The organism is Nitrospirota bacterium, assembly GCA_020846775.1.
Lineage (GTDB): Bacteria > Nitrospirota > 9FT-COMBO-42-15 > HDB-SIOI813 > HDB-SIOI813 > RBG-16-43-11.
This window is the reverse complement of the sequence record JADLDG010000090.1, coordinates 1-23,488: the sequence shown is the minus strand read 5'-3', so window position 1 is coordinate 23,488 and position 23,488 is coordinate 1. Positions and strand designations below refer to the sequence as shown.

The 23,488-nt window shown below is 44.9% G+C and carries 23 protein-coding genes and 1 tRNA gene; 2 read left to right on the top strand and 22 right to left on the bottom strand.

Translation table 11 applies throughout. The features are described 5' to 3' along the window. Positions 1-153 precede the first annotated feature (153 nt). Positions 154-229 (top strand) — tRNA-Glu (locus tag IT392_10935). A 5-nt stretch (positions 230-234) separates the two neighbouring features. Continuing rightward, positions 235-1,221: a DUF362 domain-containing protein gene (locus IT392_10930; protein MCC6544992.1), complete on the top strand. Its 987-nt coding sequence runs from the start codon at positions 235-237 to the stop codon at positions 1,219-1,221. On the opposite strand, the gene IT392_10925 is transcribed toward IT392_10930, so the two are convergent. The 22 genes from IT392_10925 to IT392_10820 all read right to left on the bottom strand — a co-directional run. Next, positions 1,214-2,683, bottom strand: a complete 1,470-nt coding sequence (locus tag IT392_10925) for a phosphomannomutase/phosphoglucomutase (GenBank protein MCC6544991.1) — start codon at positions 2,681-2,683, stop codon at positions 1,214-1,216. The genes IT392_10930 and IT392_10925 overlap by 8 nt on opposite strands. Before the next feature lie 44 nt (positions 2,684-2,727). After that, entirely contained in the window at positions 2,728-4,164 is a 1,437-nt protein-coding gene (locus IT392_10920) for a mannose-1-phosphate guanylyltransferase/mannose-6-phosphate isomerase (GenBank protein MCC6544990.1), read from the bottom strand. Positions 4,165-4,212: 48 nt separating this feature from the next. Next, positions 4,213-5,325, bottom strand: coding sequence for a DegT/DnrJ/EryC1/StrS family aminotransferase (locus IT392_10915; GenBank protein ID MCC6544989.1), 1,113 nt, complete (start codon positions 5,323-5,325; stop codon positions 4,213-4,215). Further along, entirely contained in the window at positions 5,288-5,452 is a 165-nt protein-coding gene (locus tag IT392_10910) for a hypothetical protein (protein MCC6544988.1), read from the bottom strand. Before IT392_10910 ends, IT392_10915 begins: the two co-directional genes overlap by 38 nt. A gap of 28 nt (positions 5,453-5,480) precedes the next feature. Further along, on the bottom strand, positions 5,481-5,678 hold the full coding sequence (locus tag IT392_10905) for a CooT family nickel-binding protein (GenBank protein MCC6544987.1): 198 nt from the start codon (positions 5,676-5,678) through the stop codon (positions 5,481-5,483). Positions 5,679-5,816: 138 nt separating this feature from the next. Continuing rightward, positions 5,817-6,236, bottom strand: a complete 420-nt coding sequence (locus IT392_10900) for a DUF3842 family protein (protein ID MCC6544986.1) — start codon at positions 6,234-6,236, stop codon at positions 5,817-5,819. 74 nt (positions 6,237-6,310) lie between these two features. Beyond that, positions 6,311-9,535 carry a hypothetical protein gene (locus tag IT392_10895; protein ID MCC6544985.1) on the bottom strand — a complete coding sequence of 1,075 codons (3,225 nt, stop codon included), beginning with the start codon at positions 9,533-9,535 and terminating at the stop codon, positions 6,311-6,313. 48 nt (positions 9,536-9,583) lie between these two features. Beyond that, positions 9,584-10,474 carry a glycosyltransferase family 2 protein gene (locus tag IT392_10890; GenBank protein ID MCC6544984.1) on the bottom strand — a complete coding sequence of 297 codons (891 nt, stop codon included), beginning with the start codon at positions 10,472-10,474 and terminating at the stop codon, positions 9,584-9,586. A 26-nt stretch (positions 10,475-10,500) separates the two neighbouring features. Continuing rightward, positions 10,501-11,427, bottom strand: coding sequence for a flippase-like domain-containing protein (locus IT392_10885; protein MCC6544983.1), 927 nt, complete (start codon positions 11,425-11,427; stop codon positions 10,501-10,503). A gap of 31 nt (positions 11,428-11,458) precedes the next feature. Further along, on the bottom strand, positions 11,459-12,631 hold the full coding sequence (locus IT392_10880) for a glycosyltransferase family 4 protein (protein MCC6544982.1): 1,173 nt from the start codon (positions 12,629-12,631) through the stop codon (positions 11,459-11,461). Then, positions 12,628-13,389, bottom strand: a complete 762-nt coding sequence (locus IT392_10875; GenBank protein MCC6544981.1) for a class I SAM-dependent methyltransferase — start codon at positions 13,387-13,389, stop codon at positions 12,628-12,630. Before IT392_10875 ends, IT392_10880 begins: the two co-directional genes overlap by 4 nt. Next, positions 13,346-14,248, bottom strand: a complete 903-nt coding sequence (locus tag IT392_10870) for a glycosyltransferase family 2 protein (GenBank protein ID MCC6544980.1) — start codon at positions 14,246-14,248, stop codon at positions 13,346-13,348. Before IT392_10870 ends, IT392_10875 begins: the two co-directional genes overlap by 44 nt. Beyond that, positions 14,238-15,488 carry a glycosyltransferase family 4 protein gene (locus IT392_10865; GenBank protein MCC6544979.1) on the bottom strand — a complete coding sequence of 417 codons (1,251 nt, stop codon included), beginning with the start codon at positions 15,486-15,488 and terminating at the stop codon, positions 14,238-14,240. Before IT392_10865 ends, IT392_10870 begins: the two co-directional genes overlap by 11 nt. Then, positions 15,488-16,894 (bottom strand): hypothetical protein, encoded by a 1,407-nt coding sequence (locus IT392_10860; protein MCC6544978.1) that lies wholly within the window; start codon positions 16,892-16,894, stop codon positions 15,488-15,490. The genes IT392_10865 and IT392_10860 overlap by 1 nt, the downstream gene beginning before the upstream one ends. 4 nt (positions 16,895-16,898) lie before the next feature. Next, positions 16,899-17,423 carry a hypothetical protein gene (locus IT392_10855; GenBank protein MCC6544977.1) on the bottom strand — a complete coding sequence of 175 codons (525 nt, stop codon included), beginning with the start codon at positions 17,421-17,423 and terminating at the stop codon, positions 16,899-16,901. Beyond that, positions 17,420-18,832 (bottom strand): hypothetical protein, encoded by a 1,413-nt coding sequence (locus IT392_10850; protein MCC6544976.1) that lies wholly within the window; start codon positions 18,830-18,832, stop codon positions 17,420-17,422. The genes IT392_10855 and IT392_10850 overlap by 4 nt, the downstream gene beginning before the upstream one ends. Positions 18,833-18,836: 4 nt before the next feature. After that, positions 18,837-19,361: a hypothetical protein gene (locus IT392_10845; protein MCC6544975.1), complete on the bottom strand. Its 525-nt coding sequence runs from the start codon at positions 19,359-19,361 to the stop codon at positions 18,837-18,839. A 56-nt stretch (positions 19,362-19,417) separates the two neighbouring features. Further along, positions 19,418-20,116, bottom strand: coding sequence for a glycosyltransferase family 2 protein (locus IT392_10840; protein ID MCC6544974.1), 699 nt, complete (start codon positions 20,114-20,116; stop codon positions 19,418-19,420). Between the two features lie 19 nt (positions 20,117-20,135). Continuing rightward, the gene (locus tag IT392_10835) at positions 20,136-21,776 is read right to left on the bottom strand and encodes a glycosyltransferase family 39 protein (protein MCC6544973.1); all 1,641 of its coding nucleotides are present in this window, start codon (positions 21,774-21,776) and stop codon (positions 20,136-20,138) included. Next, positions 21,773-22,159, bottom strand: a complete 387-nt coding sequence (locus IT392_10830) for a DUF2304 domain-containing protein (GenBank protein MCC6544972.1) — start codon at positions 22,157-22,159, stop codon at positions 21,773-21,775. Before IT392_10830 ends, IT392_10835 begins: the two co-directional genes overlap by 4 nt. Beyond that, positions 22,160-22,873, bottom strand: a complete 714-nt coding sequence (locus IT392_10825) for a glycosyltransferase family 2 protein (protein ID MCC6544971.1) — start codon at positions 22,871-22,873, stop codon at positions 22,160-22,162. It lies immediately after the preceding gene. Between the two features lie 24 nt (positions 22,874-22,897). Further along, on the bottom strand, positions 22,898-23,488 hold a 591-nt coding region (locus IT392_10820), incomplete at its 5' end, for a glycosyltransferase (GenBank protein ID MCC6544970.1).

Below are 23,488 nucleotides of genomic sequence, written 5' to 3'. Positions count from 1 at the left end.
GCGTTTAACAAAGCAGCTAAGTGTAATTTGTGTTCAAAAATGCCCAGGTGCAAGGAAGGACATATAATTTGGACCGTAGACGTACTACCCGTACGTTGAGGTTCAAATTATATGTCCTGACGCCGCAGATGGGCGTTTTTCAACACAAATTACGGTCCCATCGTCTAGTGGTCCAGGACGCTGGCCTCTCACGCCGGTAACACGGGTTCGAATCCCGTTGGGATCACCAAATGTATGAAGAACCTTGCCAGAACGGTTGTCTTATCTCGTTGTCCTGACTACCAGCGAGGTAATCTTGAAAAGTCTGTCCGCGACATACTTGATCATCTCGGCGGCATAGATCAATATATTTCTAAAGACGACCGGGTCTTGATAAAACCCAACCTGCTCAAAGGCTCTTTACCTGGCGAGTGCATTACAACCCATCCGGCAATTGTTGAGACCGTTGTGAAGATCATTATTGACCACGGCGGCAGGCCTTTTATCGGTGACAGTCCTGCATTCGGAGATCTGGCCGGCGTGGCAAAGGTCACTGGCATGGCCGATATCTGCAATAGATACAACATCAAGCTACAGCCATTTAATACTCCGGTAGCCGTAAGGGTATCTGACCCGTTTGTAAAGACGCTCCATATAGACAAGGCTGTCCTTGATGCTGACAAGATCATCAACATCCCAAAGTTAAAGACCCATGTTCAGGTAGGATTCAGCGGCGCGGTAAAAAACCTGTTTGGCTGTCTTAGCGGAAAGAAGAAGGTACTGTGGCATTTTAAGGCCGGGGACAGGGAACACAGGTTCGGCAGGATGCTCCTTGAAATCTATAATACAGTCAGCCCTGCCCTGCACATTGTTGATGCTGTAATCGCACTGGAGGGGGAAGGACCCACGAAAGGTGATCCGAAACAGGTTGGACTTATCGCCGCATCTGAGGATGCGTTATCACTGGACAGGCTATTGTGTGAGGTCGTAGGTCTGCCTGTATCATCTTCAGAAATATTGGGAGCGCTTAAGTCACATTATGGCATCTCGATAAATGTTGGAGAAATTACAATCAAGGGTGACCCGCTTAATAACTTTACCGGAAACCCCTTTTTATTACCTGAAAAGATACCCATACGCTTCAGCCTAACAAGGATAACAGGAAGCGTGCTGAAACACCTCAAAATAAAGGCCTCCGCTAAGATGAATAAGTCGTATGGGGTTGACGATACTTTCAAATAACTCGCTTTTCAACTTCCTCTTTCAACACACCCTCCATGAACGTTCTTATTTCTGCCAGATTATCCTCAGTGTCAGCCTCATAGCGTAATACCAGAACCGGCTGGGTATTTGACGGCCTGATAAGGCCCCAGCCATTTTCAAAGAGGACGCGAACACCGTCAACGGTGATGATTTCCTTTATATTCAGCGGTTTGACAGATGAGGGGATCTTACCGGTTGTCAATACCTCCTGGATCTTGTCCACAACCTCGAACTTCTCTTCATCCGGGCAGGATACCCTTATCTCAGGGGTAGTAAATGTCACTGCAGTACCCTCAAGGAGAAAGCTCACCCCCCTCTTGCTCCCCTTCACCCTCTCCCTCTTTAGAATCTCAACCAGCCTGCATGTCGCATAAATAGCATCATCATATCCGTAGAAGCGGTCTGCAAAAAAGATATGGCCGCTGACCTCTCCACCGAGCACCGCCTCTTCCTCTTTCATCTTTGCCTTTATAAGTGAGTGGCCTGCCTTCCACATTATCGGCTCCCCGCCTGCCTTTGCTATTTCATCGTATAAGACCTGGGATGCCTTTACCTCAGAGACGATTATAGCTCCGGGCCATTCCTTTAAAATATCCAGCGCGTAAATAATCATTAGCCTGTCACCCCAGATTATGCTTCCGTTCTCATCCACTATGCCAATCCTGTCTGCATCCCCATCATAGGCAACACCAAAATCCGCACCGCTTTCCTTAACTGTCTTTATAAGGTCAGCAAGATTCTCCGGTACAGTTGGATCAGGGTGGTGGTTGGGGAAATTCCCATCAGGTTTGGAATAGAGCTCAACTACCTCACAACCCATCTCACGAAGTACACGAGGCGCTATTACCCCGGCTGTCCCGTTCCCTGAATCAACGACTACCTTAATAGGGGGTGTAAACGGTTTATGATCAAAGACAAACTGTTCCCTGATATAAGTAAGATAAGACTCAACTATCGGTACAAATTCCACCTGACCAATCATCTTAAGTTTTCCGAGTTCTCTTTGCCACTTCTCCTTATCCTCTATGATACGCCTTATCCCCTGTACTGCATCGCCATGCAATGCCTCTTTGCCGACGCACATTTTGAACCCATTAAATTCAGGGGGATTGTGACTTCCTGTAATCATAATCCCGCCGTTGACATCAATATTATGCAGTGAGAAATATACTAACGGGGTTGGACACACCCCTAAATCAGTAACATTAACACCGGTTGATATTATCCCTTCAATCAACCTGTTGCAGAGTTTCTCTGAATGCAGTCTGACATCCCTTCCGACCGCTACATTCAACGCACCGGCATCTTCGGGTGTCGCTTCATTGACAAGCATAAGGTTAACGGCAAAGGCCCAGCCTATGAGGCGAGCTGCCTCATCTGTCAGGTCCACTCCTACCACGCCTCTTATATCATATTCTCTGAAGATCTTAGATGAAATCATTTTGCATTTCCTCCTGGGTATCATTTAATCCCACATCCTTCAACTTACTCCCTGCCATACGCATCATCGAACCTTACGATATCGTCTTCTTCAAGATATTCTCCATTTTGCACCTCTATTATCTGCAGAGGTATCCGGCCAGGGTTCTCAAGCCTGTGTTTGGTCTCCATAGGGATATAAGTACTCTCATTCGGGTTGACGAAAAACTCTTCCTCCCCCCGCCTGACTTTAGCCGTACCCGAGACAACGACCCAGTGCTCACTGCGGTGATAATGCATCTGGAATGAAAGGCGTGCACCCGGATTCACCACTATACGTTTAATCTTAAACCTGTCGCTCTTCTCAAGTAATGTGTACGAGCCCCATGGCCTTATGACAGTCCTGTGAGTCAGATGCTCTTCTGCACCCCGCCTCTTTAACTCATCAACTATTTTTTTAACATCCTGTGCCTTGTCTTTGTGACAGACAAGCGTGGCATCTTCCGTATCAACTACCACCATGTCAGTCAACCCTGCTGTAGCAACAAGCCTGTTTGACGCATAAATGATCGAATCCCTGCTCTCCAGATCCACCACATTTCCGGAGATGACATTGCCCCTGGCGTCTTTCGCTGAAATGTCGTCAAGGGCAGTCCAGCTGCCCACATCGCTCCAGCCAAGGTCTGCAGGTATCACCACGACCTTATCAGACTTCTCCATTATGCCGTAATCAATTGATACGGATTCTAATCCGGAGAAGACTTTGCCGATGACCGTTGATTCATCACTCTGTCCAATAGCTGACTTAATCTTCTTCAGTCCCTCTCCCAATGACGGCATGTAACGCTCAATCTCATCAAGTATCACAGAAGTCTTCCATACAAACATTCCGCTGTTCCAGAAATAATTGCCTTCGGCTACATATTTTTTTGCTGTATCAATGTCCGGCTTTTCAGTGAAGCGGTCAACATGGAAAATTCCTGCAGTATCATTCGAAGATGCAGCATCAGGGCGACTCATCTGATCTCCAGCATGTATGTACCCGTAACCTGTCTCGGGACGACCCGGTCTTATACCTATTGTTACGAGGCAACCTTCCGCTGCCGCATTAAAGGCAAACCTCATCGTAGCAAGAAATTGCTCTTTATTTTTCACGACATGATCAGCAGGAAGTATCCCCATTACTGAATCAGCATTTTGATGGTTCAGATATACCGCTGCCAGCCCTACTGCCGCGGCAGTGTTCTTTGCAGCGGGTTCAATAATGAAATTTTCTTTACCAAGCTCAGCTACCTGGTATTTTATCTGCTCTGACTGGCTCTTGTTAGTTACAATATGTATATGATCTGACTGGATAAAAGGTCTGACCCTTGAGATTGTCTGCTGTATAAGGCTTTCTCCCCCATCAATCCGAAGAAGCTGTTTGGGCATAGCCTCTCTGCTTAATGGCCAGAAACGAGTGCCGCTTCCACCGGCCATGATGACTATGTAGGCGTTGTTCATTTTAAGATTCACCCTAAAATCCCATCCATCTGTCATTCTGAACCCGGTTCAGGATGACAGACCTTTATAAAACTCTCTGATCTTCTCAATCACGTAATCCTGTTCATCTTTAGTAATAAACGGAGACATGGGAAGGGACAATATTTCTTTTGACGTCTTCTCGCTAACCGGGAAATCGCCTTCACTGTAATCCAGATAGCTGAATGCCTCCTGAAGATGCAGCGGCTTCGGGTAGTGGATAGCGGTTGGGACTCCATTATCATTCAGGTACTTGGTCAACTCATCTCTTTTCTTCCCTGCCATAATCGAATACTGGGCATACACAGACGTATTATGTGATTCGATATATGGTGCGACAACTACGTCTTTCAGACCATCAGTATAATACGCACCCTTCTGCTGTCTCAACTTTATCTCTTCTTCGAGATATTTAAATTTTGCAAGGAGTATCGCCGCCTGTATGGCATCTAACCTTCCATTTATGCCTATATACTTATGCTGGTACCTCTTCTCCTCCCCATGAACATGGAGGCTGTTTATCTTCTTCGCAATATCCTCATTGTCAGTAAAGACCATCCCCCCGTCACCATAACCGCCGAGAGGCTTGGACGGGAAAAATGATGTCACACCGACATCAGGCAGACCACAGGACCTTCGCCCCTTGTATGTCGCACCGAAAGACTGGCACCCGTCTTCAATCACAAAGAGCCCTCTGTTCTGCGCAATGGAATATATGGTATCCATATCAGCAACCTGGCCATAAAGGCCTACGGGGATTATCCCTTTAGTCTTATCTGTAATCTTATCTTCAATCAGAGAGGGGTTAATGTTGTAGGTCTTTTCATCAATGTCAACAAACACCGGTTTTGCACCAAGGAGTGCAATGACCTCAGCCGTTGCGATAAAGGTAAACGGGGGACAGATAATCTCATCACCACTTTTTACACCATATGCCATAAGGGCAAGGAGGAGGGCATCTGTGCCGGAACTAACACCTATTCCGAAACGGACACCCACGTAAGCAGCAAGCTGTTTCTCCAGCTCGCTGACCTTGCTGCCAAGGATAAACTGGGTGCTCTCAAGGACTTCGAATATTTCCCTGTCTATGTCGGTTTTATACTTGTTATATTGACGTTTTAGATCTATGAAATTTAGTTTCATTTGAAAATAAACCCATCCCCACCCTGTCCCTCCCCTTGAAGGGGAGGGTATTTTCAGCAGCCCTTATAAACCCCAAGTTCCTTTCCACTACACTTACTAAAAAGGCCATAGAAGTTTTATCTCCCATGGCCTCCGATACACAGTTCACTTATGTACTATCCTTCAGTCCTCTCAAGGATAATCTTATGTTCAACCAACCTGATTTTTTTTATACGGGCAGTTAAAGTCTTCTGTTCACCCGCAAGGTTTCTTATATATATCTTTCCCCCCTCCTGGGGTTCCAATACATCAACACTATCTAAAAGCAGCTCCTCTTTCCCCTCTTTCTCCACGTAAACGCTCGCTTCACACATGATGCATCTCCCTTCAAAATCAAGTCAAATATCAAAACCAGAAAATCTAAATTTAATTCAAACTGCAAGAAAATCTGTAGTTATTTGTTTTTATACGGCATTTTAACTGTTGATTTATTGCATTTGATATTCAATAGATTAAATGATTCTCCTTAACCTGTCAATCAGTTTATCAATCATATGAGGAAATGGTTCAGGTGTAACACCAATAAGTTCAATCCCCTGCTGAGGCAGCGGGACAAGAAGTTTTCGCGCTTTGCTTGACGCAACTGCATCAGCCATTAACTGAGTATACTCACCAAGCATGGAATTAGGTATAACGATCGCCCAGGAACCGATTATTATATCTGCATACCTGCAGACCTGTACTATGGAATTTTCTCCGGAAGCAGCCTTATTAGCCCCTGCCTTCATCATTAATGATGTGGCTATTGCATTTGTACCGATGGCAATAATGTCCATCTTTTCAACGGAGGACTCCGGAAGGTTCTTCTGCATCTTCTCAATTATGTGGGCCCCTATGCCGCCACCCTGCCCGTCTATCACTACCACTGTTATGTCAGCCATGGGGAGTATGATACATATTACTGTCCTTTATTGCAACTGGAAAGAAATTTTAATAGTCTTTTCAACTATTTCTCAATCTTACCCACTACATTTTCTGCGCCATCCGTGAAGAAGAGATATGGTGTGTCTTGTGAGGTAGCAACTCCTATGACAGCATTATACCTGACAATGTCACTCGTGCCCGGAACGAAAGAAGACTGTCCCACCTTACCTGAAAATGTAAGTACTTCACCTGTCAATTTATTCACCCTCCGAAGCACATTGTTCCCTGTGTCTGCCACATACAGATAATCGCCATCAACAGCTATGCCCCTCGGATAATAGAAATTTGCGTTGAAACTGACCCCGTCCCTGAATCCTATCACCCCGGGCATACCTGCAATTGTCTTCACCTGCCCAGTACTTATCAACACCCTCCTTATAGTGTTATTACCGCTGTCTGATACATAAAGGTATACACCGTCAGAGGCAATACCACCGGGGTCGTTAAATCCTGCAGCTGCCCCAGTGCTGTCAGCAGTCCCTGGTGAACCGACACTCTTGACGAAGTCAGTCAAACCGGCCACTAAACCCACATACCCGGTAGAAAGATTGACCCTCCGAATAAGATGATTTCCGGAGTCCGAGACATAAAGATGATCTCCAACAAAACATATCCCCCGGGGTGCGTTAAACAGGGGGTAACCAAATTCACTGTTCATAAAACCGGCTGTACCAGGAACACCGGTTACTGTAGTTACCTCTCCAGTGGATATGACCACCTTTCTTATTGTATGGTTACCGGTATCAGCCACATACAGATTCCCCATTCCATCTGCAGTAATACCAATCGGACTGTTGAACCTGCTCGAGTATCCTGCACTATAACCGTAACCGTTAGCCCCGACATTTCCTGCTATCAAGATCAGTGGGGCAGCGGATAGACTGGAAATATCCAGTTTACGAATGACCTGATTACCTTTATCCGCAACATACAGGAAGTTGCCTGATATATCACCACCTGTAGGAGAAACCAGGGTAACGCCCTTATTCTTTGAATATGAAAAGGTCTTTGTTTCCCCGGTATTCATATTCACCCTTCTGATCCTGTTCGTCCCTGTATCCATTACATAGAGATAGCTGCCATCTGTGTTAATTCCAGTAGGAGCATTAAAAGATGTAGTCTTGCCAGTGCCATCTGTAGAATCACCGTAGCTGCTTGAACCAGCCTGCTGTCCTGTACACTTCTTTACTGATGATTCAAAACCATTTGTAACCGTAGTCTCTACTACACATGCTTCATCTCCTGCCAGTAACGATACTTCCATAGTATTCAGGTCTATTTTTCTTATTAAATGGTTTGCGGTATCAGATACATAAAGGAAACCGGAATACCACGTAATACCTTCAGGTGAATTAAACTTCGGGGCTCCGTCATTACTATCCACAAGACCTGAAGTTTCCCGGCTGCCGGAAATAGTTGTGACAACACCCGAAGCCGGGTTAATCCTCCTTATGGTATGATTCCCGGTATCCGCAACATATAAATTAGTTCCGTCAGTCGCAATATCGCCCGGGGCATTAAACTGCCCGATTCCATTTATACTTTCTGCTGTATCTTTTGAACCTGCTACACCAGGCGTTCCGGCCAGTGTGGTTACGGCAGCAGTCGAAATATCAATCGCACGTATCGTATTATTGCCCGTATCAGCTATGTACAGCCTATTTCCTATCCTCACACCCCTTTTAGGAGACTTAAACCTTGCAGCTGTCCCAATCCCATCCGCTTTACCGGTTGAACCCGGGGTTCCAGCAAATGTACGCACTTCTCCGGTAGAAAGATTCATGCTCCTAATGACATGATTATCCGTATCCACTATGTAGATAAACTGACCATTCGCACCAGCTATTACATCAGTGGGTGAATTAAACACTGCGTCGCTCTCAGAACTGTCTGTGGAACCTGGATGCCCCGACGTGCCAGCTAACGTTGTAACCTCCCCTGTAGACGCTACTATTTTTCGAATTACATGACTATAGGTATCAGCTACAAAAAGTTCGTCGCCATCTATCGCTATCCCACCGGGAGCATTGAACCTGCTGTTGCTGCCTTTCTCATTTACGTTTCCTGCATGGGACGGAAACCCTGCTAAAGTGGTAGTCTCCCCACTGGATATATTAACGACACGTATCGCATTGTTACTCATATCAGCTATATAAAGGTAGTCTCCAATGACAGCTACATCTGCAGGACTGTTCAACATCCCGACACCAGGTACGCCATCTGAATAACCGGTAACCTGCGGCGTACCGGCAATCGTACCAACAGTAGCCTGATTCAGGTCTATTACCCTGACAATATCATTGCCAAGGTCAGCAACATATAGCTCTTCACCCCTTATTACAAGTCCTGCCGGGTAAGAAAAACGGGCCCTGGAAAGCGAGCCATCTGCAAACCCCGCCTTCCCTGCCGAACCTGATAAGGTAAGAACATATCCATTTTGCGGGTTCATTATCCTGATCGTATGATTAAATGTATCAGCAATGTACAAGTAATTCCCGTCATTAGTGATTTTTAACGGATAATTAAACTGGGCAGATAAACCAACGCCATCTGCAGTACCTGCTGTAAAGGCAGTACCCGCTGCAGTTGTTGTATAACCACTGTCTTTATCAACCTTCCTTATAAGGTGGTTGTCTGAATCCGTTACATAAAGCGAGTTGCCAAGGATCGTTATTCCGGAGGGCGCCTTAAAAAGGGTATTATTCCTGTCGCCATCAGAATACCCAGCTTGTCCGCTTAAACCTGCAAGGGTCGCAACAGTGCCGCTCTGAATTTCTATCTTTCGGATTACATGATTTCCGGTATCCGCAACATAAAGATAGGTGCCATCAGTTGCAACACCCTCAGGGGAATTAAATCTTGCATAAACACCAACACCATCCGTACGACCAGCTACACGAGGATACCCTGCGATAGTTGTAACTGTACCAGTGTATAAATCTATCTTACGTATTGTATGATTGGTTTTATCTGCAACATATAAGGTATCATTATTATAAGGAGCAATTCCATTTGGGGCATTAAATCGTGCCAGTTTGCCAATTCCATCTGACGTCCCTGTGCCACCTGACTCTCCTGCCAATAATAGCATGTTGCCCCCGCTTATACTCTTGCTTCCTTCTAATTGCGGGCCAATAGGGCTGTATTCACTACTGCAGCCTGACAGGATAGTTATAAGCAGGAACACTATCAACAGATGTAGATGGGCAAACCGGGGACTTAAATCATGATGACTTATCATCAACATATTCTTAATCGCAATAAGTATGCCAACTCAACATCAGGTATGGAAAAATCAATCGTTTTCTCCATGTTTATGCACTGGATCCTCTGTCCTGTCCAACCGCAGTTGCGCTATCTGCTCGGCTATCAATGCCATCATGAAGATAATAATACCGTTGCTGATCAGGAGGGCCGACATATTCGTAAATCTGTGACCCTCAATAAATGTGTATAAATAGTATCCAATACCCAGAAAAAAGAACCCGGCGCTCACCGGTAGAAATACCCTGAAAGGAGAAAATAATGTGGCTATTTTCAGCATGATCAGAAAGAATCTTACCCCGTCCTTTAACAGCTTTATCTTGCTCTTGCCCTCCCTTTTCCTTGCTACAATGGGAATAAAAGCCACACTATGTCCAGCCCTGATTAAAGAAAGCGTTATTGTAGTGGGATAGGAGAATGTATTGGGGAGCAGATAAACGAACTTCTTCGCAATATCTGCCTTAATCGCCCTGAACCCGGATGTGAGATCGAGTATCTTCATCTTTGTTAAATAAGTAGCAAACCGGTTATATATCGCGTTGGCCAGATCCCTGTGAACCGACGTTTCTGACTGGCCTGTCCTTGCGCCAATAACCATGTCATATGTGGCAATCTGTTCAATAAGCCGGGGGATATCTTCAGGTTTGTGCTGGCCGTCACCGTCCATCATCACAATTATATCCCCTGTCGCAGCGCGTATGCCGCTTTTAACAGCAGCACCGTTCCCTATATTGTAAGGATGCCTTATAACAAGGGCGCCTGCCTCTTTAGCCATTTTCCATGTACCGTCCGGAGATCCGTCATCAACGACTATTACTTCACAGTCATCTCCTATCACTGACTTCACCCCTTTGATCACGGAACCAATGACCCTCTCCTCCTTGTAGGCCGGGATTACTACACTAATCTTTGCATTACTCATTTTAAACGGTCTCCTGTATGAGAAAGTTACCAGCCCAGCGCACTCCGCACCATCCTCCGGGTTTCAGCGTTTATAAGAAATATTATAAGTATGATAAGCTCTACCCCTATTATCCATAACCTTGACAATAAAGCCACTCCAAGTGCGATATGAGTAGGTATAAAAAGGCTCAAAAGGATAGTAATACTCCCTTCCCGCACCCCCAGACCGGCAGGTGTAAAAAAGGTAAGATATCCAATTATAAATGAAATGGCACTTATACCACTCAGAATTGGTATATAGTAGAACTCTAATGGATAAAAGGCCCTTATAAAGCAGTAGAAGGCAACACCTGCTACTATCCAGGAAAAAGAATAATATCCGGCAAGGATCAGCATATTACCAAATGAGAGGGAAATGTTAATAGGTCCTTTTCCAAACCATGCAAGTACCGGATTCATGACCCTAAGAAACGGTTTCGGATGGAGAAAGATAAAAAAAAGCGGAACGAAGACAAGGAGGGGGAATGCACGCGCTACAGGTCCTGTATCATGCCAGAAGAGGAGAGATACAACAAATACAAAGGCGGCAGATACAACCGGATAGGTCTGCTCAAGCAGGACACTCATCCCTGAGCGTGAATCCGCAATCCCCTCACGCCTGCAAAGAAATACCCTCCCTACGGGCGACCATATACCACCAGGGATGTACCTGCCGAACATGGAAAGCAGGAATATTGAGATCCCTTTACTTAACTCTATCCTGACGCCTATCATCCTGAGGATTAATGTCCATTCATAGGCTGATAATAAATATGCAGCCAACAATATCCCGATAGAAATCCCCAACCACAATGAATTCAGCGACCACGGATATCCGGAAATCTTATCCCACTGCTCATAGACAACCCTGCCTATGAAATAAAAGACAATGACTATCATGAGAAAGCCGGCGATTCTCTTAAAATGTTTCATTACAGTATGCCGCTCCAGTCCGCGAATATTATCAATTTCTCAGGCTCCAATATACCGCATTGGTTTTTTCCACCATGCTGTCCAACGAGAATTTTTCCAGTGTCTGGTATCCCCTCCGGACAAATCCGTCCCGGAGATCTTTGTCTTTTGCCAGTCTCTGGATTCTCTCAGACAAACCCTGCCAATCACCTGGTTTTACGAGAAATCCATTAACGCCATCCTGAATCAGCTCCGGTACACCGCCTGTATCTCCTCCGATGACAGGGACCCCGGCATTCATAGCCTCAAGAAAGACAAGACCGAAACCCTCTATAAAGGATGGCATAGCAAAGATGTCTACCTGGTTAAATAACATCCTGACTTCTTCATTATCCTTCCATCCGAGAAAATGGACATTTCTTTCTATGCCCAGGCCTTTACTCAAATCCCGCATCTCCTCTTCCTTGTTGTTCCCATACCTGCCTATCACACTGAGCGAGACATCTGGATATGTCCTTCTGACAGAAGCGACCGCCTCAATTAACACCGGCAGCCCTTTTCTCTGGAAATTCTGCCCTACAAATAGAATGGATGGATTCCCCTTCAGCCTTTCCGTCTTCCCTGTTGGACTATTAGTCAGATCGGTCTTTTCAATGCCGATGTATATAGTCTTCATAGAGTCCTCTGCGGCACAATAATTCGTGGCAATGGACTTTAATACATAATCCGAGTTGGTAATTATAAAGGAAAGTTTCCGAACGGCCCTCTTCTCCAGCACCCTTGTCACATTGCAGAATCCCCATCTCTTAAGCCAGTCACTATAGTATTTTCTGTAGGCGAAAGGATCCCCTGGAGCTTCAGAGAAATAATAGTCATGCATGGTCCCGATTACCGGAATGGATCTTGTCCTGCAAAACAATGAATCCCTCGCGTCCACAAAATGAACGATATCCATGGATTCCTTTTCAAGCACTTTTTTAAGGGACTTATTAAAATAATAGGCAAGGATTATCCAGTTCCCGAGGGTGGGTTTAATTTTTAAACCCTTCATTTCTGAGATCTTTACCTTTGGGTGACGCCTTCTGTCAGAAGCCTCAGGACAAATAACCGTCATTTCATTTCCCAATTCAGCCAGTCCATTAACAAGGTGTGTAGCATACGTCCCCACTCCGCTCCAGAGGTGGCCATATTGGGGAGTTATGATGCAGACTTTTAACGGTTTCATGCCGGAATATTTGTGCATACGGCAATCAGGTATCTGCAGTTCTCAACATCTGTAGTTGTTATACCGGTATACTGCTTCAGGTTAAATTCATCTCTGACACTCTTGGGGATCAGGAGTTTTCTAATGCTTTTCGGCACTGCAGCGGTAAGAGATCTGGTTATTCTCTTTTGCGGGTTCTGGTGGTCCTGACCATAGATGACTACATTCTTAAACAGATTCGTCAAAAGCTTATAGAACTCATCATAAAAGAACTCGTGAAGATGATAAGGATTATCAGGGGTAGAATATTTCTTATTGGGTGTTGAGACAACAAACATCCCACCATCGTTTAGGACCCTCTTGATTTCTTTTAAGAAGTCCATATATCTTTCAAGGTGTTCAATAGTTTCAAAGGATATAACGATATCAAAGACCTTACTTAAAACTCCAATCGTATCAGCGCTGCTCATGATGAAATCGAGATTTTGAGCCTTGTAGTTTGATTTAGCATGCCTTATTGCTTCATGTGAGATATCTATTCCGAGGATATAAAGCGAATCTGCTGATTGAAGTAAACTACATCCATAACCGGTCCCGCAGGCAATATCCAGCACCTTTTTCCCTTTTACAAATTGTGTCACAAAATTATACCTGTCAAGATGCTCCTTCTCCAGTACGATATCTTCACCTATAACTAACCGTTCTCCTGTAAAATGCATCTCTTCCCTCTCTATCTTACCCAAAATGCCACCATACCCCTCTATTAACCGCCCGGACATGTTCCCACTTCCTGTTAACCGATAGTTTCGTTATTAACCATAAGTAACGATAGAAAATAAAATATGGAAGAAACAGAAATATGAAAGAAAAAACAGAGAAGTTCTTCCTGACAAAAAGTATACGGTTTCTGGTCATGTAATAATAATAATTGGGGGACTTAAAACCTACCGCAGAAGACGCCCTATGCCAGACAATAGATTTCGGGGCATATGCTATCAGGAAACCTTCTCTCTTTGCCCGGATATTCCAGTCGAGGTCTTCAAAAAAGAAAAAGTAGTCCTCATCCAGCAGTCCAGTCTTTTCTACTGCTTCCCGTCTGATTAGAAGCGCGCACCCTGTAATAAATCCGGTCTCCCCCTCCTTGTCATACTGCCCCCTGTCCTCCCTGAGAAGCCCGGTCAGGAGAGGCTGGCCCAGTCTTCCGATAACCCCTCCACCTGCCGCATAGATAATTTTTTTTACCCCCCAGAAATAAATCTTGGGGCCTATAATACCATACCTCTTATCTTCCTCCCCCACTTTTACAAGTTCACCTAAAAAATCATCTTTGACTACTGTATCGTTATTTAAAAGAAGTATATAATCACTCCCTCTCTTCAGCGCCTCTCTTATACCTATGTTATTTCCTTCAGCAAAACCGAGGTTTTTCTCATTCTCTATCAGCCTGATCCGTGGATTATTATGATACAGATTTTTGAATACCTTGACGGAATCATCATCTGAACCATTGTCAATCAATAAAATATCATAATCTGCATAATTAATCTTTTCGACAGACTTCAGGCACTCTATCGTATCATCCTTTCCATTCCAGTTAAGGATAATGATAGTAACGTGAGGATAATGTTTATCTTCCATTGGCCATGCCCCTTGAACCTGAATAGTTTTTAACTTTCTCCACGATCTCCACTATCCTCTTGCCAATAGCGTCAGCAGAAAAGTTTTCCGCAAAATATTTCTGACCGCGAATGGCTATCTTTTCCCGAAGCGCCTCATCTTTCTTAAGAGATAGTATCGCCTCAGACAGCGACTCAGGATCCCCGGCATTGCAAAGCATGGCATTATCCATGTTTGTCAAGACCCCCTCAGTTGCCGGTGTCATTGCAGTTATCAGGGGTTTACCCATTGCCAGGCAATTATAGACCTTACACGGAATGACCCTCATTGCCTTGTCCGTCTTGCCGAAGATCCCGAGACAGATGTCGGAGCGCTGAATGTATCCCGACAGCTCTCCTTCTTCCACAAACCTGTCTATAAAATTAACATTCCTTAATCCGAGCTTTGATGCAAGCTGTTTCATCTCCGGCAGAAGTTGACCTTTTCCAATCAGGGTAAAAACTATGTCCTTCTCCCCCTGAAGGATCTCTGCCGCCCTGAGGATAACATCCACACCATGTAACGGGATATAAGAACCGAAGTAGAGGATATTAAGAGCGCCGGAAGTTCCGGGGACACCATACTTAATTCTTTGCGATGGAGAGGTCGGCAGTGAATTAAGTATGGTGTCCCCGGAATCGGCCGCGGAATCGGCCGTAGTTAGCGATGAGCCAACCGGTATTGCATAAAATTTTGAAGCCGGAAGGTGAAACTCCCTGACAAAATAGTCTATGTGCGCCTTGGTATCCAATAAGACTGAGTCAGCAATATTACATGACCACTTATCAACCAGCCGCAGTAATTTTGCCTTTAAAGAGTTTTGCAATACTATTTTCCGGTCCATTACCGCCGTATCATAGACCGATAGGAAGGCATCAAAGATGACCGGCTTTCGCCTGAACAGGTTTAAAATCTTTGCTAAAAAAATATCTACATGGCCCGCATATCCAACAATCATCGCATCGTAATCACCTGCATGTCTGAACTTTAATATGAGTCTTCCATAGATGCGCATAAGCCTGAAGATGGTCTTCACCATGACGCTTCCGGCCTTTACCCCCTCCAGTTTTTCAGCAGTCCCTTTCCAGAAGTCTTCATGACACTCTGTCACCTCCACCCCATTACTGCGCAGCCCTTCAATAATCACCCTGTTCCTCGGATAACCCTCCTCCATCGAGTAGGTTCCAAAATAACAGACACGCAATATCCGATTCGCTTCCATTACTTTGCTGGGCTAAGACCTCTTTTGAATAAAAGCATATTTATATTCAATGCCATAATCAATATTGCGAGGGGGGTTAAATGTATAAAGACCCTGTCAAGTGAAGTTTCTATATGGAATTTCAAATCAAGCGGCGAGATCAGATAGATGAATATATAAGAGGCACACTGGGCCAGTATCATGGCATGCAAGAAGATGAGAGGATTTCTGAAAGATTTCCTAATGTTGATCAAAGAAGAAATGACATAACCATACCACGAATAGTTAAACAGATCGGCTTTCCTGAAGAGGATGTAGAAAAACATCTTAATGATGTACGGGAGTCGCAGCAGATTGCTTTGCATTGTTGCTGTATTCATATTGGGTGTGTATTCGCTCGATATATGATAATACATTTTATAAATAATCCATGGTAAAGTGATCACTCCGAGGAGACCCCATGTCATTAAAATGAACTTATATTTTATTTTGCTGCCAAATGCAAGGCTTACTGTAATTAATATCCCACCTATAAGCAAGAGAACCAATCCTTCATTCTTAGTCCACGCCCCCATGGCCAAAAACAGGACAGCCGTAACGAGGTACGCATAGTCCCCTTCTGACATATAAAGATAAAAAAATGCTCCGGCCCCGAGGAAGAATATGGATAGAGCGAGATCTGCATAGCCTACAAAATCAGCAGTATAAACCCCGACGAAACCACCGGTATGGATCATAATTATTGGGGTCATGGATAAAAGGGCGGTAAATAACAATGAGAACCGCCTCGCAGCAACTTTTCTGACTGCATCAAAGAAAATAGCCAGCAAAGAGACAAACTGCAGCGGATAAATCATACGTACCAGTTCATCGTTGACCTGACCCATAGAGGTATAAATCCATGAAAATGTTAAGGGGATAAGGAGGGGATAGTCAGGGTGGGTCAATGGATCTTTCAAAATGTCGTAAGAGATTCCCATATCATAGAAAAACATCTTCCCTTTATATGCCCAGGTTTGCAAGGCATCCCAGCCCCTTAATGGCACCGCGGTTCCAAACAACAGCGGATAAACCACCTGAGACAGAATGATTAATAATAAGACGAGATCCGGCCAGCCTGTATCTTTCAACAGAGGTTGAACCGTAATCTTTTTATTGACAAGAAGCCCCTCCCGGCTGGACTTAAACAACACGGTGATGACTGCAAGGACAATCCACGGAACAGCAATAGAATAGACTTTAAAGGGAAGAGACAGCAGTGAATAAACAAACATCTGAAGTGAGATAATTCCCATACCAAGCATAAAGGAAATGGCCAATCCTGGCAACAGGCTGAAGCGCTGCCATACCCTTGCATACGTTAGCACTAATACGCCGGAAATGATCATGATTACGATCGCAAACACGAACCAAACGGACCCTGCCATTAACTCACCTCGTTCCTTCCATCATATTCCCTACCCTGTAAATCGAATAATGTCCATATTGATAAGCCTTAGTGGAAATTTTATCAAATGGGGGCTGCTCTAAAAATGCGAGCAGCTCTGCGCTTGCGTCTGACATTTCCCTGCATATACAGGCTATGACATAGTCACCTGTAAGGATGCTGTTTCTATTAGTCTCCGATAGGTTATAAATAATGACCTCGCGGGGTGGAAGGTGATATCTCGCTAAGAGCCACTGCCACATCGCTTTTGCCTCAGGACAGTAATTCAAGAAATAGACGGTACTTTCTTCATGAGTCGCCGATAGACCGTCTTTAACAGGTTTGAAATAATCTCCCCAAATTAAGTGGTTTTTCTCAATATAGCTGACCTTCATTAAGAGTGGCACTGCCTTTAGACTGCTCCATTCTGCAATAAAAATAGCCTTATATCCAGTCACCCATATTGAGAGTAAGAATATGATGAGCACCGTTTCCATGTGCTGACTTAATATGAATCCCTTTTTCTTCAAACCAATCTATCTCCCTTAGTTATCAGCCTGTTTATATTCATGGCCAGAACCATAATTGCCAGCGGGGTTAAATGAATAATTACACGGTCAATAGACGTTTCAATGTGGAATTTTATTTCAAGCGGAGATATCAGATAGATAAAAGTGTACGCAGCAAACTGGCCCAGGAGCAGGGCATGCATGTAGAACAGAGGTTTTTTCACAGATTCCCTCAGATTGACCAATGAAGATATGAGATATCCATACCATGCATAGTTATACAGATCAGTATCGCGGAATAATACGAAAAAAAACATCTTGATGATGTATGGGAGGCGCTGCAGATTGCTTTTCATAGTAGCGGCATTCATGTTAGGGGTGTACTCGCTCGAAATATGAAAATGCATCTTATAGAGAAGCCACGGCAAAGTAACAACCCAGATGAACCCCCATACTGCCAGAATCGCTCCATATCTAATCCGCTTTCCAAAAAAGAGGTTGACAGTAATGAGCATCCCTCCCATCAGGAGGAATACCAAACCCTCATTCTTCGTCCAAGCGCCCATGGTCAGAAACAGAACAGCCATAATAAGATGCGCACTGCTGCCTTCCATCATGTAAAGATAGAAAAAGGCCCCGGCGCCAAGGAAGAATATGGAAAGGGCAAGGTCTGCATAGCCCACAAAATCACCACTGTACAATCCCCCTATCCGGCCAGCGAATCCGCTGGAATGCACCATTACGATAGGGGTCAATGATAAAAGGGCGGTAAATAATAATGACATCCGTTTAGAGGCGGTCTTTCTTACTGCATAATAGAATATGGCGAGCATGGAGACATACTGCATGGGGTAGATAATTCTTGCCATCTCATCATTTACATGACCAATCGAGGTATAGAGCCAGGATAATGTTAAAGGGATTAATAGTGGATAGTCAGGGTGGGTCAAAGGATCTTTAAGAAAGTCGGAGGATATCCCCATATCATAAAAAAACACCTTCCCCTTAAATGCCCATGTCTGCAGGGCATCCCACCCCCTTATTGGCAGCAGGGCCCCGAACAGGAAGGCATAAAATACCTGAGACAGGATAATCAATAATAAAATGACTTCGGGCCAGCTTATATCTTTTAATCCAGCCGTTACATTGATTCCTGAACCTGTAAGAAGCCTCTCCCGCGTGGATTTAATAAGAACCGCTGCGGCTGCAAGGATAATCCACGGAAAGGCAATGGAATAGATTTTAAAGGGGATATTTATCTGAGAATAGGCAAACATCTGAAGTGATATAACCCCCATCCCAAGCATAAAGGAAATAGCCAATCCAGTGAATAAAGTAAAATAGTTCCATACCCTTGCAAAGGTAAGCACCAACACGCCGGAAAGGACTATAACTGCGATTGCAAACAGAAACCAGAATAATGATGTCATTAACCTACCTTATTCCTTCCCCTGTCTTTTCTATCCTGTAAACAGCATAATGCCCAAACTGATAAGAATTAGCAGTGACTTTCTTAAATGGAGGCTGCCCCAGAAAACCGAGTTTCTCAGTGTCAGAGGCTGACATTTCCGTACATACGCAAGCTATGACAAAATCGCTTTTCAGGGCTGTCTCTCTGTTGGTATCAGCGGGGCCGGCAATATCAATCCTGCGTGGAGTGAAATAGTATTTTGCAAGGAGCCAGTTCCAGACCCCGCTTGCTTCAGGACAGTAATTCAGGAAGTAGATAGCGCTATTTTCAGGAGCTACGGAAAGTCCATCCCTGAAAGGCCTGTAGAGGGTTCCCCAGACTATAAGCCTTTTTTCCGCCTGGCTTACCTTCATCAATAATGGCGCCGCGCTCAGGCTGCGCCATTCAGCGACAAAGGCCGCCTTATAACCTAACAGCCAGAGTGCAGCAAAGAAGACGATTATGACAGCTTCCATGCGCTGTCTTGACCATGGACTCTTTTTTTGCATACCCTTATTTTTCATAACTTATGTATTCACCTGTGTCCTTATTCAGGACATTGAGATTACTGTCTCCTTATCAGGTTATATTTCAGTATGCACCAGATAGCCCTCACGCCGTCCTTCCATCCTATCTTCTTCCCCTCGGAATAGTCGCGGCCGCTATAGGATATCCCAACTTCATAAAGCCTGTATTTCCTTCTGGCAATCTTGGCCGTAATCTCCGGTTCAAAACCAAAACGGTACTCTTCAATATTAATGTTATTGATAACCTCACGCTTGAATACCTTATAGCAGGTCTCCATATCAGACAGGTTCAGGTTTGTAAACATATTGGAAAACAAAGTCAGGAAGGAGTTCCCTAAAAAGTGCCAGAAAAACATCACCCGCCGCTCTTCTGTGGTTATGAACCTTGAACCGTAGACTACATCTGCCCTGCCATCCAGGATGGGCCTGATCAGGTTGTGATAATCATTAGGGTCATACTCCAGATCGGCATCCTGGATGATGACAATATCACCGTTTACATGCTGGAACCCGGTCTTTAATGCAGCACCTTTCCCGCGGTTTTTTTCGTGCATAAAGACCCGTATATTTTTATCGTTCAACGTCTCAAGATACCTTCTGCTGCCGTCTGTGGAAAAGTCATCTACTATGACCAGCTCTTTCTCCAAACCGGGCAGGTCCACATCCTGAACCCTTTTTATAATCTCCCTGACTGTATCTATCTCATTAAATATAGGTATTACTATAGATAGTTTCATAGTTCTTCCTTTTCATGACTCACCAAATAGGCGCTTCCACGGTCCTGTTGATCTTATAAAGCCCTATTGACAACTCCCCTGTTTTCTTATTTTGTATACCACCGATGAATGCGAAGTCCTTTGGCGCATCCTTAGGATAAAACAAGAAGCGTAATTCAGGCCTCAGATAATACTCCACCCTTTTATCAACAACAATATAATCTATCTCCTTTGAACGGGCAAGCTCCATAACCTCCTTGTGAGTAGCCGGCGTCGTAAACCACAATGCCTCCGCATAGTAAGGGATATACGGTTTCCTGGACATCACCCTGACCGGCTGCGGGAGATTCCCCTTCATCCACAACCCTATTTTCTGTATGGATTCCAAAGAAGCATTAGTACGCCATAATTGATTCATACGCAGGGGAAACATCTCCAGAAGCGGAAGGGATGACAACATCGCAACTAAAACCATGACAGGTATTGCAGCCTGTCTGATCATGCCGGACTTCATCCTTTCCTGAATCCGAATGATTCCGCCTGATGCTATGACCATAAATAAAGGGGAGATGGGAGAAAGATACCTGATCCTTTCATCTATCATCGGGGACAGAGGTAAAAGGAGAAGCGCAGCGTAATACACCACGATAAAGGAAACCAGAAACAGAACACCCATGCCCATCCCTTTTCCGCCCTCTTTTCTCCCAAAGAAAAGACCCGGGACAACAAACAGAACGGAAACAACAATCATGATAAATTTATAGACAGAATCCAGCGGCATTTTACTTATCAATGAAACCGAATAATTTTCTGCATTCAAAACCACTTTGTTTATAAGCCTTGAGACAGACCCTTCCCCGCTATCCGGTGTTGCTGCATTCTCCCATCCAGCCCTGCTCTCAGCCCCCTCAAAGGCTATGGTACCCTCGATGCTTCCATAAGAGCCTGCAAGCGTCCAATTACCGTAAAAGGAGTGGAGGTGGATCAGATAGACTCCTGTAATCAGGATAAACCCGAGAAAAAACAGGGCTGAAGAAGCAGCGGCCTTCCTGACAATCTGCGCTGGATAGCTGCCTGCCAGCCTGACGGAACTAACAGAGGAATAAATTATCCAGAATAGAACAACAGGGATAGCTACCAGACCAATAACCCGGGCCATGTAAGATAATCCGATGAGCGCTCCGGAGACAAAGAATAAGGTCTGCCTTTCAGACCTTATGGCATAAATACAGACTGTGATACCGGAAACAAATAGTGTGGTAAAAAGGGCCTCAGTCAGGGCAGCGCCTGACCAGTATATCAGGAGAGGGCTGAGGAATATAAATACCGAACTGATCCAGGCTGCCTTTTCATTATAGACTGCCTTTGCAAGATAGAATACTGGAACGACCAGAAAGGCCCCTGCAACTGCAGAAACTATTATGGCAGAGAGCTCCATATTGCCGGCAAAAATGGAAACCAGTGCACTGAGTCCCGGATAGAGAGGCGGCAATACAGTCTCTATGCCTTCATTAAAATTGAATGAGAATTTCCCCCGTAATATAGACCTGGCAAATGAAAGATAGAGGCATGAGTCAGGATAGAAAACCACTGGAAGGGCTGTCATTAACCGTAATACAAGAGACAAGAATATCAGGGCACCCAGCATCACTCCCTTATTTGTCGTTATACGATCCTTCACCCTGCTTCTTCTCTGTTTTTATCTCCATCCTTGACAGACTTCTTGTTCTCAAGTTCGTATTTCAGTAATCCCATCTCCTGCGCCAGTTTTTTATTCTTCTCACTCATTCTCGATATAACGATAGAAAAATGGAGGACAATGAGCAGGAGGAAGAGAAAGGCGGCAAGGAACAGAAGTGAGGGGGAGTAAAAGATCCCGAAAAAAGCGGCGATCTTATCCAGCAGCCCTTTCCACAGGGAGAGCACCAGCAGTATGAAGCTGGATGCAAGCCATAGGATGGCATATCTTTCCTTCAGCATCCCTTTTCGTACCAGCTCAATTACGAAGAGGAACAGCAGCGTACTGAGGATGATGGAGATAATCTGCACATTAAACAACGTCATTTACCTTTCAGCCTTTCTAATCATTTCTATGAGCACTGCAAGTGAGACCTTCACCATATAGTACATGGACCTGAAAGGGGTAATAGACGACTTCCCTCCGGCCCTCTCCTTCATCTCCACAGGGATCTCTTTGACCCTTAACCCCCTCTTATGAAGGAGGACAAGGGCCTCTACCTCCGGATAGTCATCAGGATAATTCCTGCTGAATAAATCAATCACCTTTTTATTGACTGCACGGAAGCCCGATGTTGTGTCTGTAATCCTCTCTCGCAGAATAAGCGACAACAGGAGAGAGAAATATTTGATGCCAACCAGACGGGACCTGGTAGACTTATATCCGCCGTTAGCGACAAACCGCGACCCTGAAGCCATGTCGGACTTTCCCTCTGCAATCACCTGAACCAGCCTCTCTATATGGTCAGCAGGGTGCTGCCCGTCTCCATCCACCTGTATGGCGATATCATAATCATAAAGCCTGGCAAACCGGAAGCCTGCCTGCATTGCACCGCCAATCCCAAGGTTGTATGGCAAATCTATCACAGTAGCCCCATGTTCCCTGGCGATCTGCCCTGTCCTGTCTCGGGAACCATCATTTACAACAAGGATATCTGCATAAGGGACCTCCTTATTGATTGAAGAAACAACCTGGGCGATATTCTTTTCCTCATTGAGCGCCGGTATTATAACCAGAATCCTTGATCTTTCAGCTTTCATCCGAAAATCCCATGGTAATCCACTTCACATTCCAATGAGGCTCATAACACTGTATCCGAGCCGTATCTTCATTCGATATACCCAGTTCCTGAAAAGGATATCCTTTCTACTATCAGCGTACCGGCAGCAGAGACTTTTGACTTCTTCAAGAGACTTCCCCAGCTCTCCGCCGGTCTTCGAGTTGGGATAGTAGCGGAAAGATGCAAGATAATCTCTCACGATTACAGGGTCCAGTCTGGCCCCCATCCGCAGCCAGAGGTCATAGTCCATGGTATAATGAAGAGCCTCGTCCAGCAGACCGACCTCGTTTAAGAACGATCTTTTGAACCAGACAGCAGGCTGAGAGATAAAGTCTTCCACCAGCAATCTGTCATACCTGTAGCGGCCCAGCCATTTATTCTTGTATCGCGTCACGGCCTTGCGGATTTCAATACCATCTGCATTGATAATATGGCACCTGCCTGCCACCCATCCGCAGTTGTTATTGTTATTAAAGACAGCAACAACCTTTTGCAGCGCCCCTTCTTCATAAAGGTCATCCGAATTAAGCCACCCGATAATATCGCCGGTTGCCATACTGAATCCCTTATTTACGGCATGAGACTGACCGCGGTC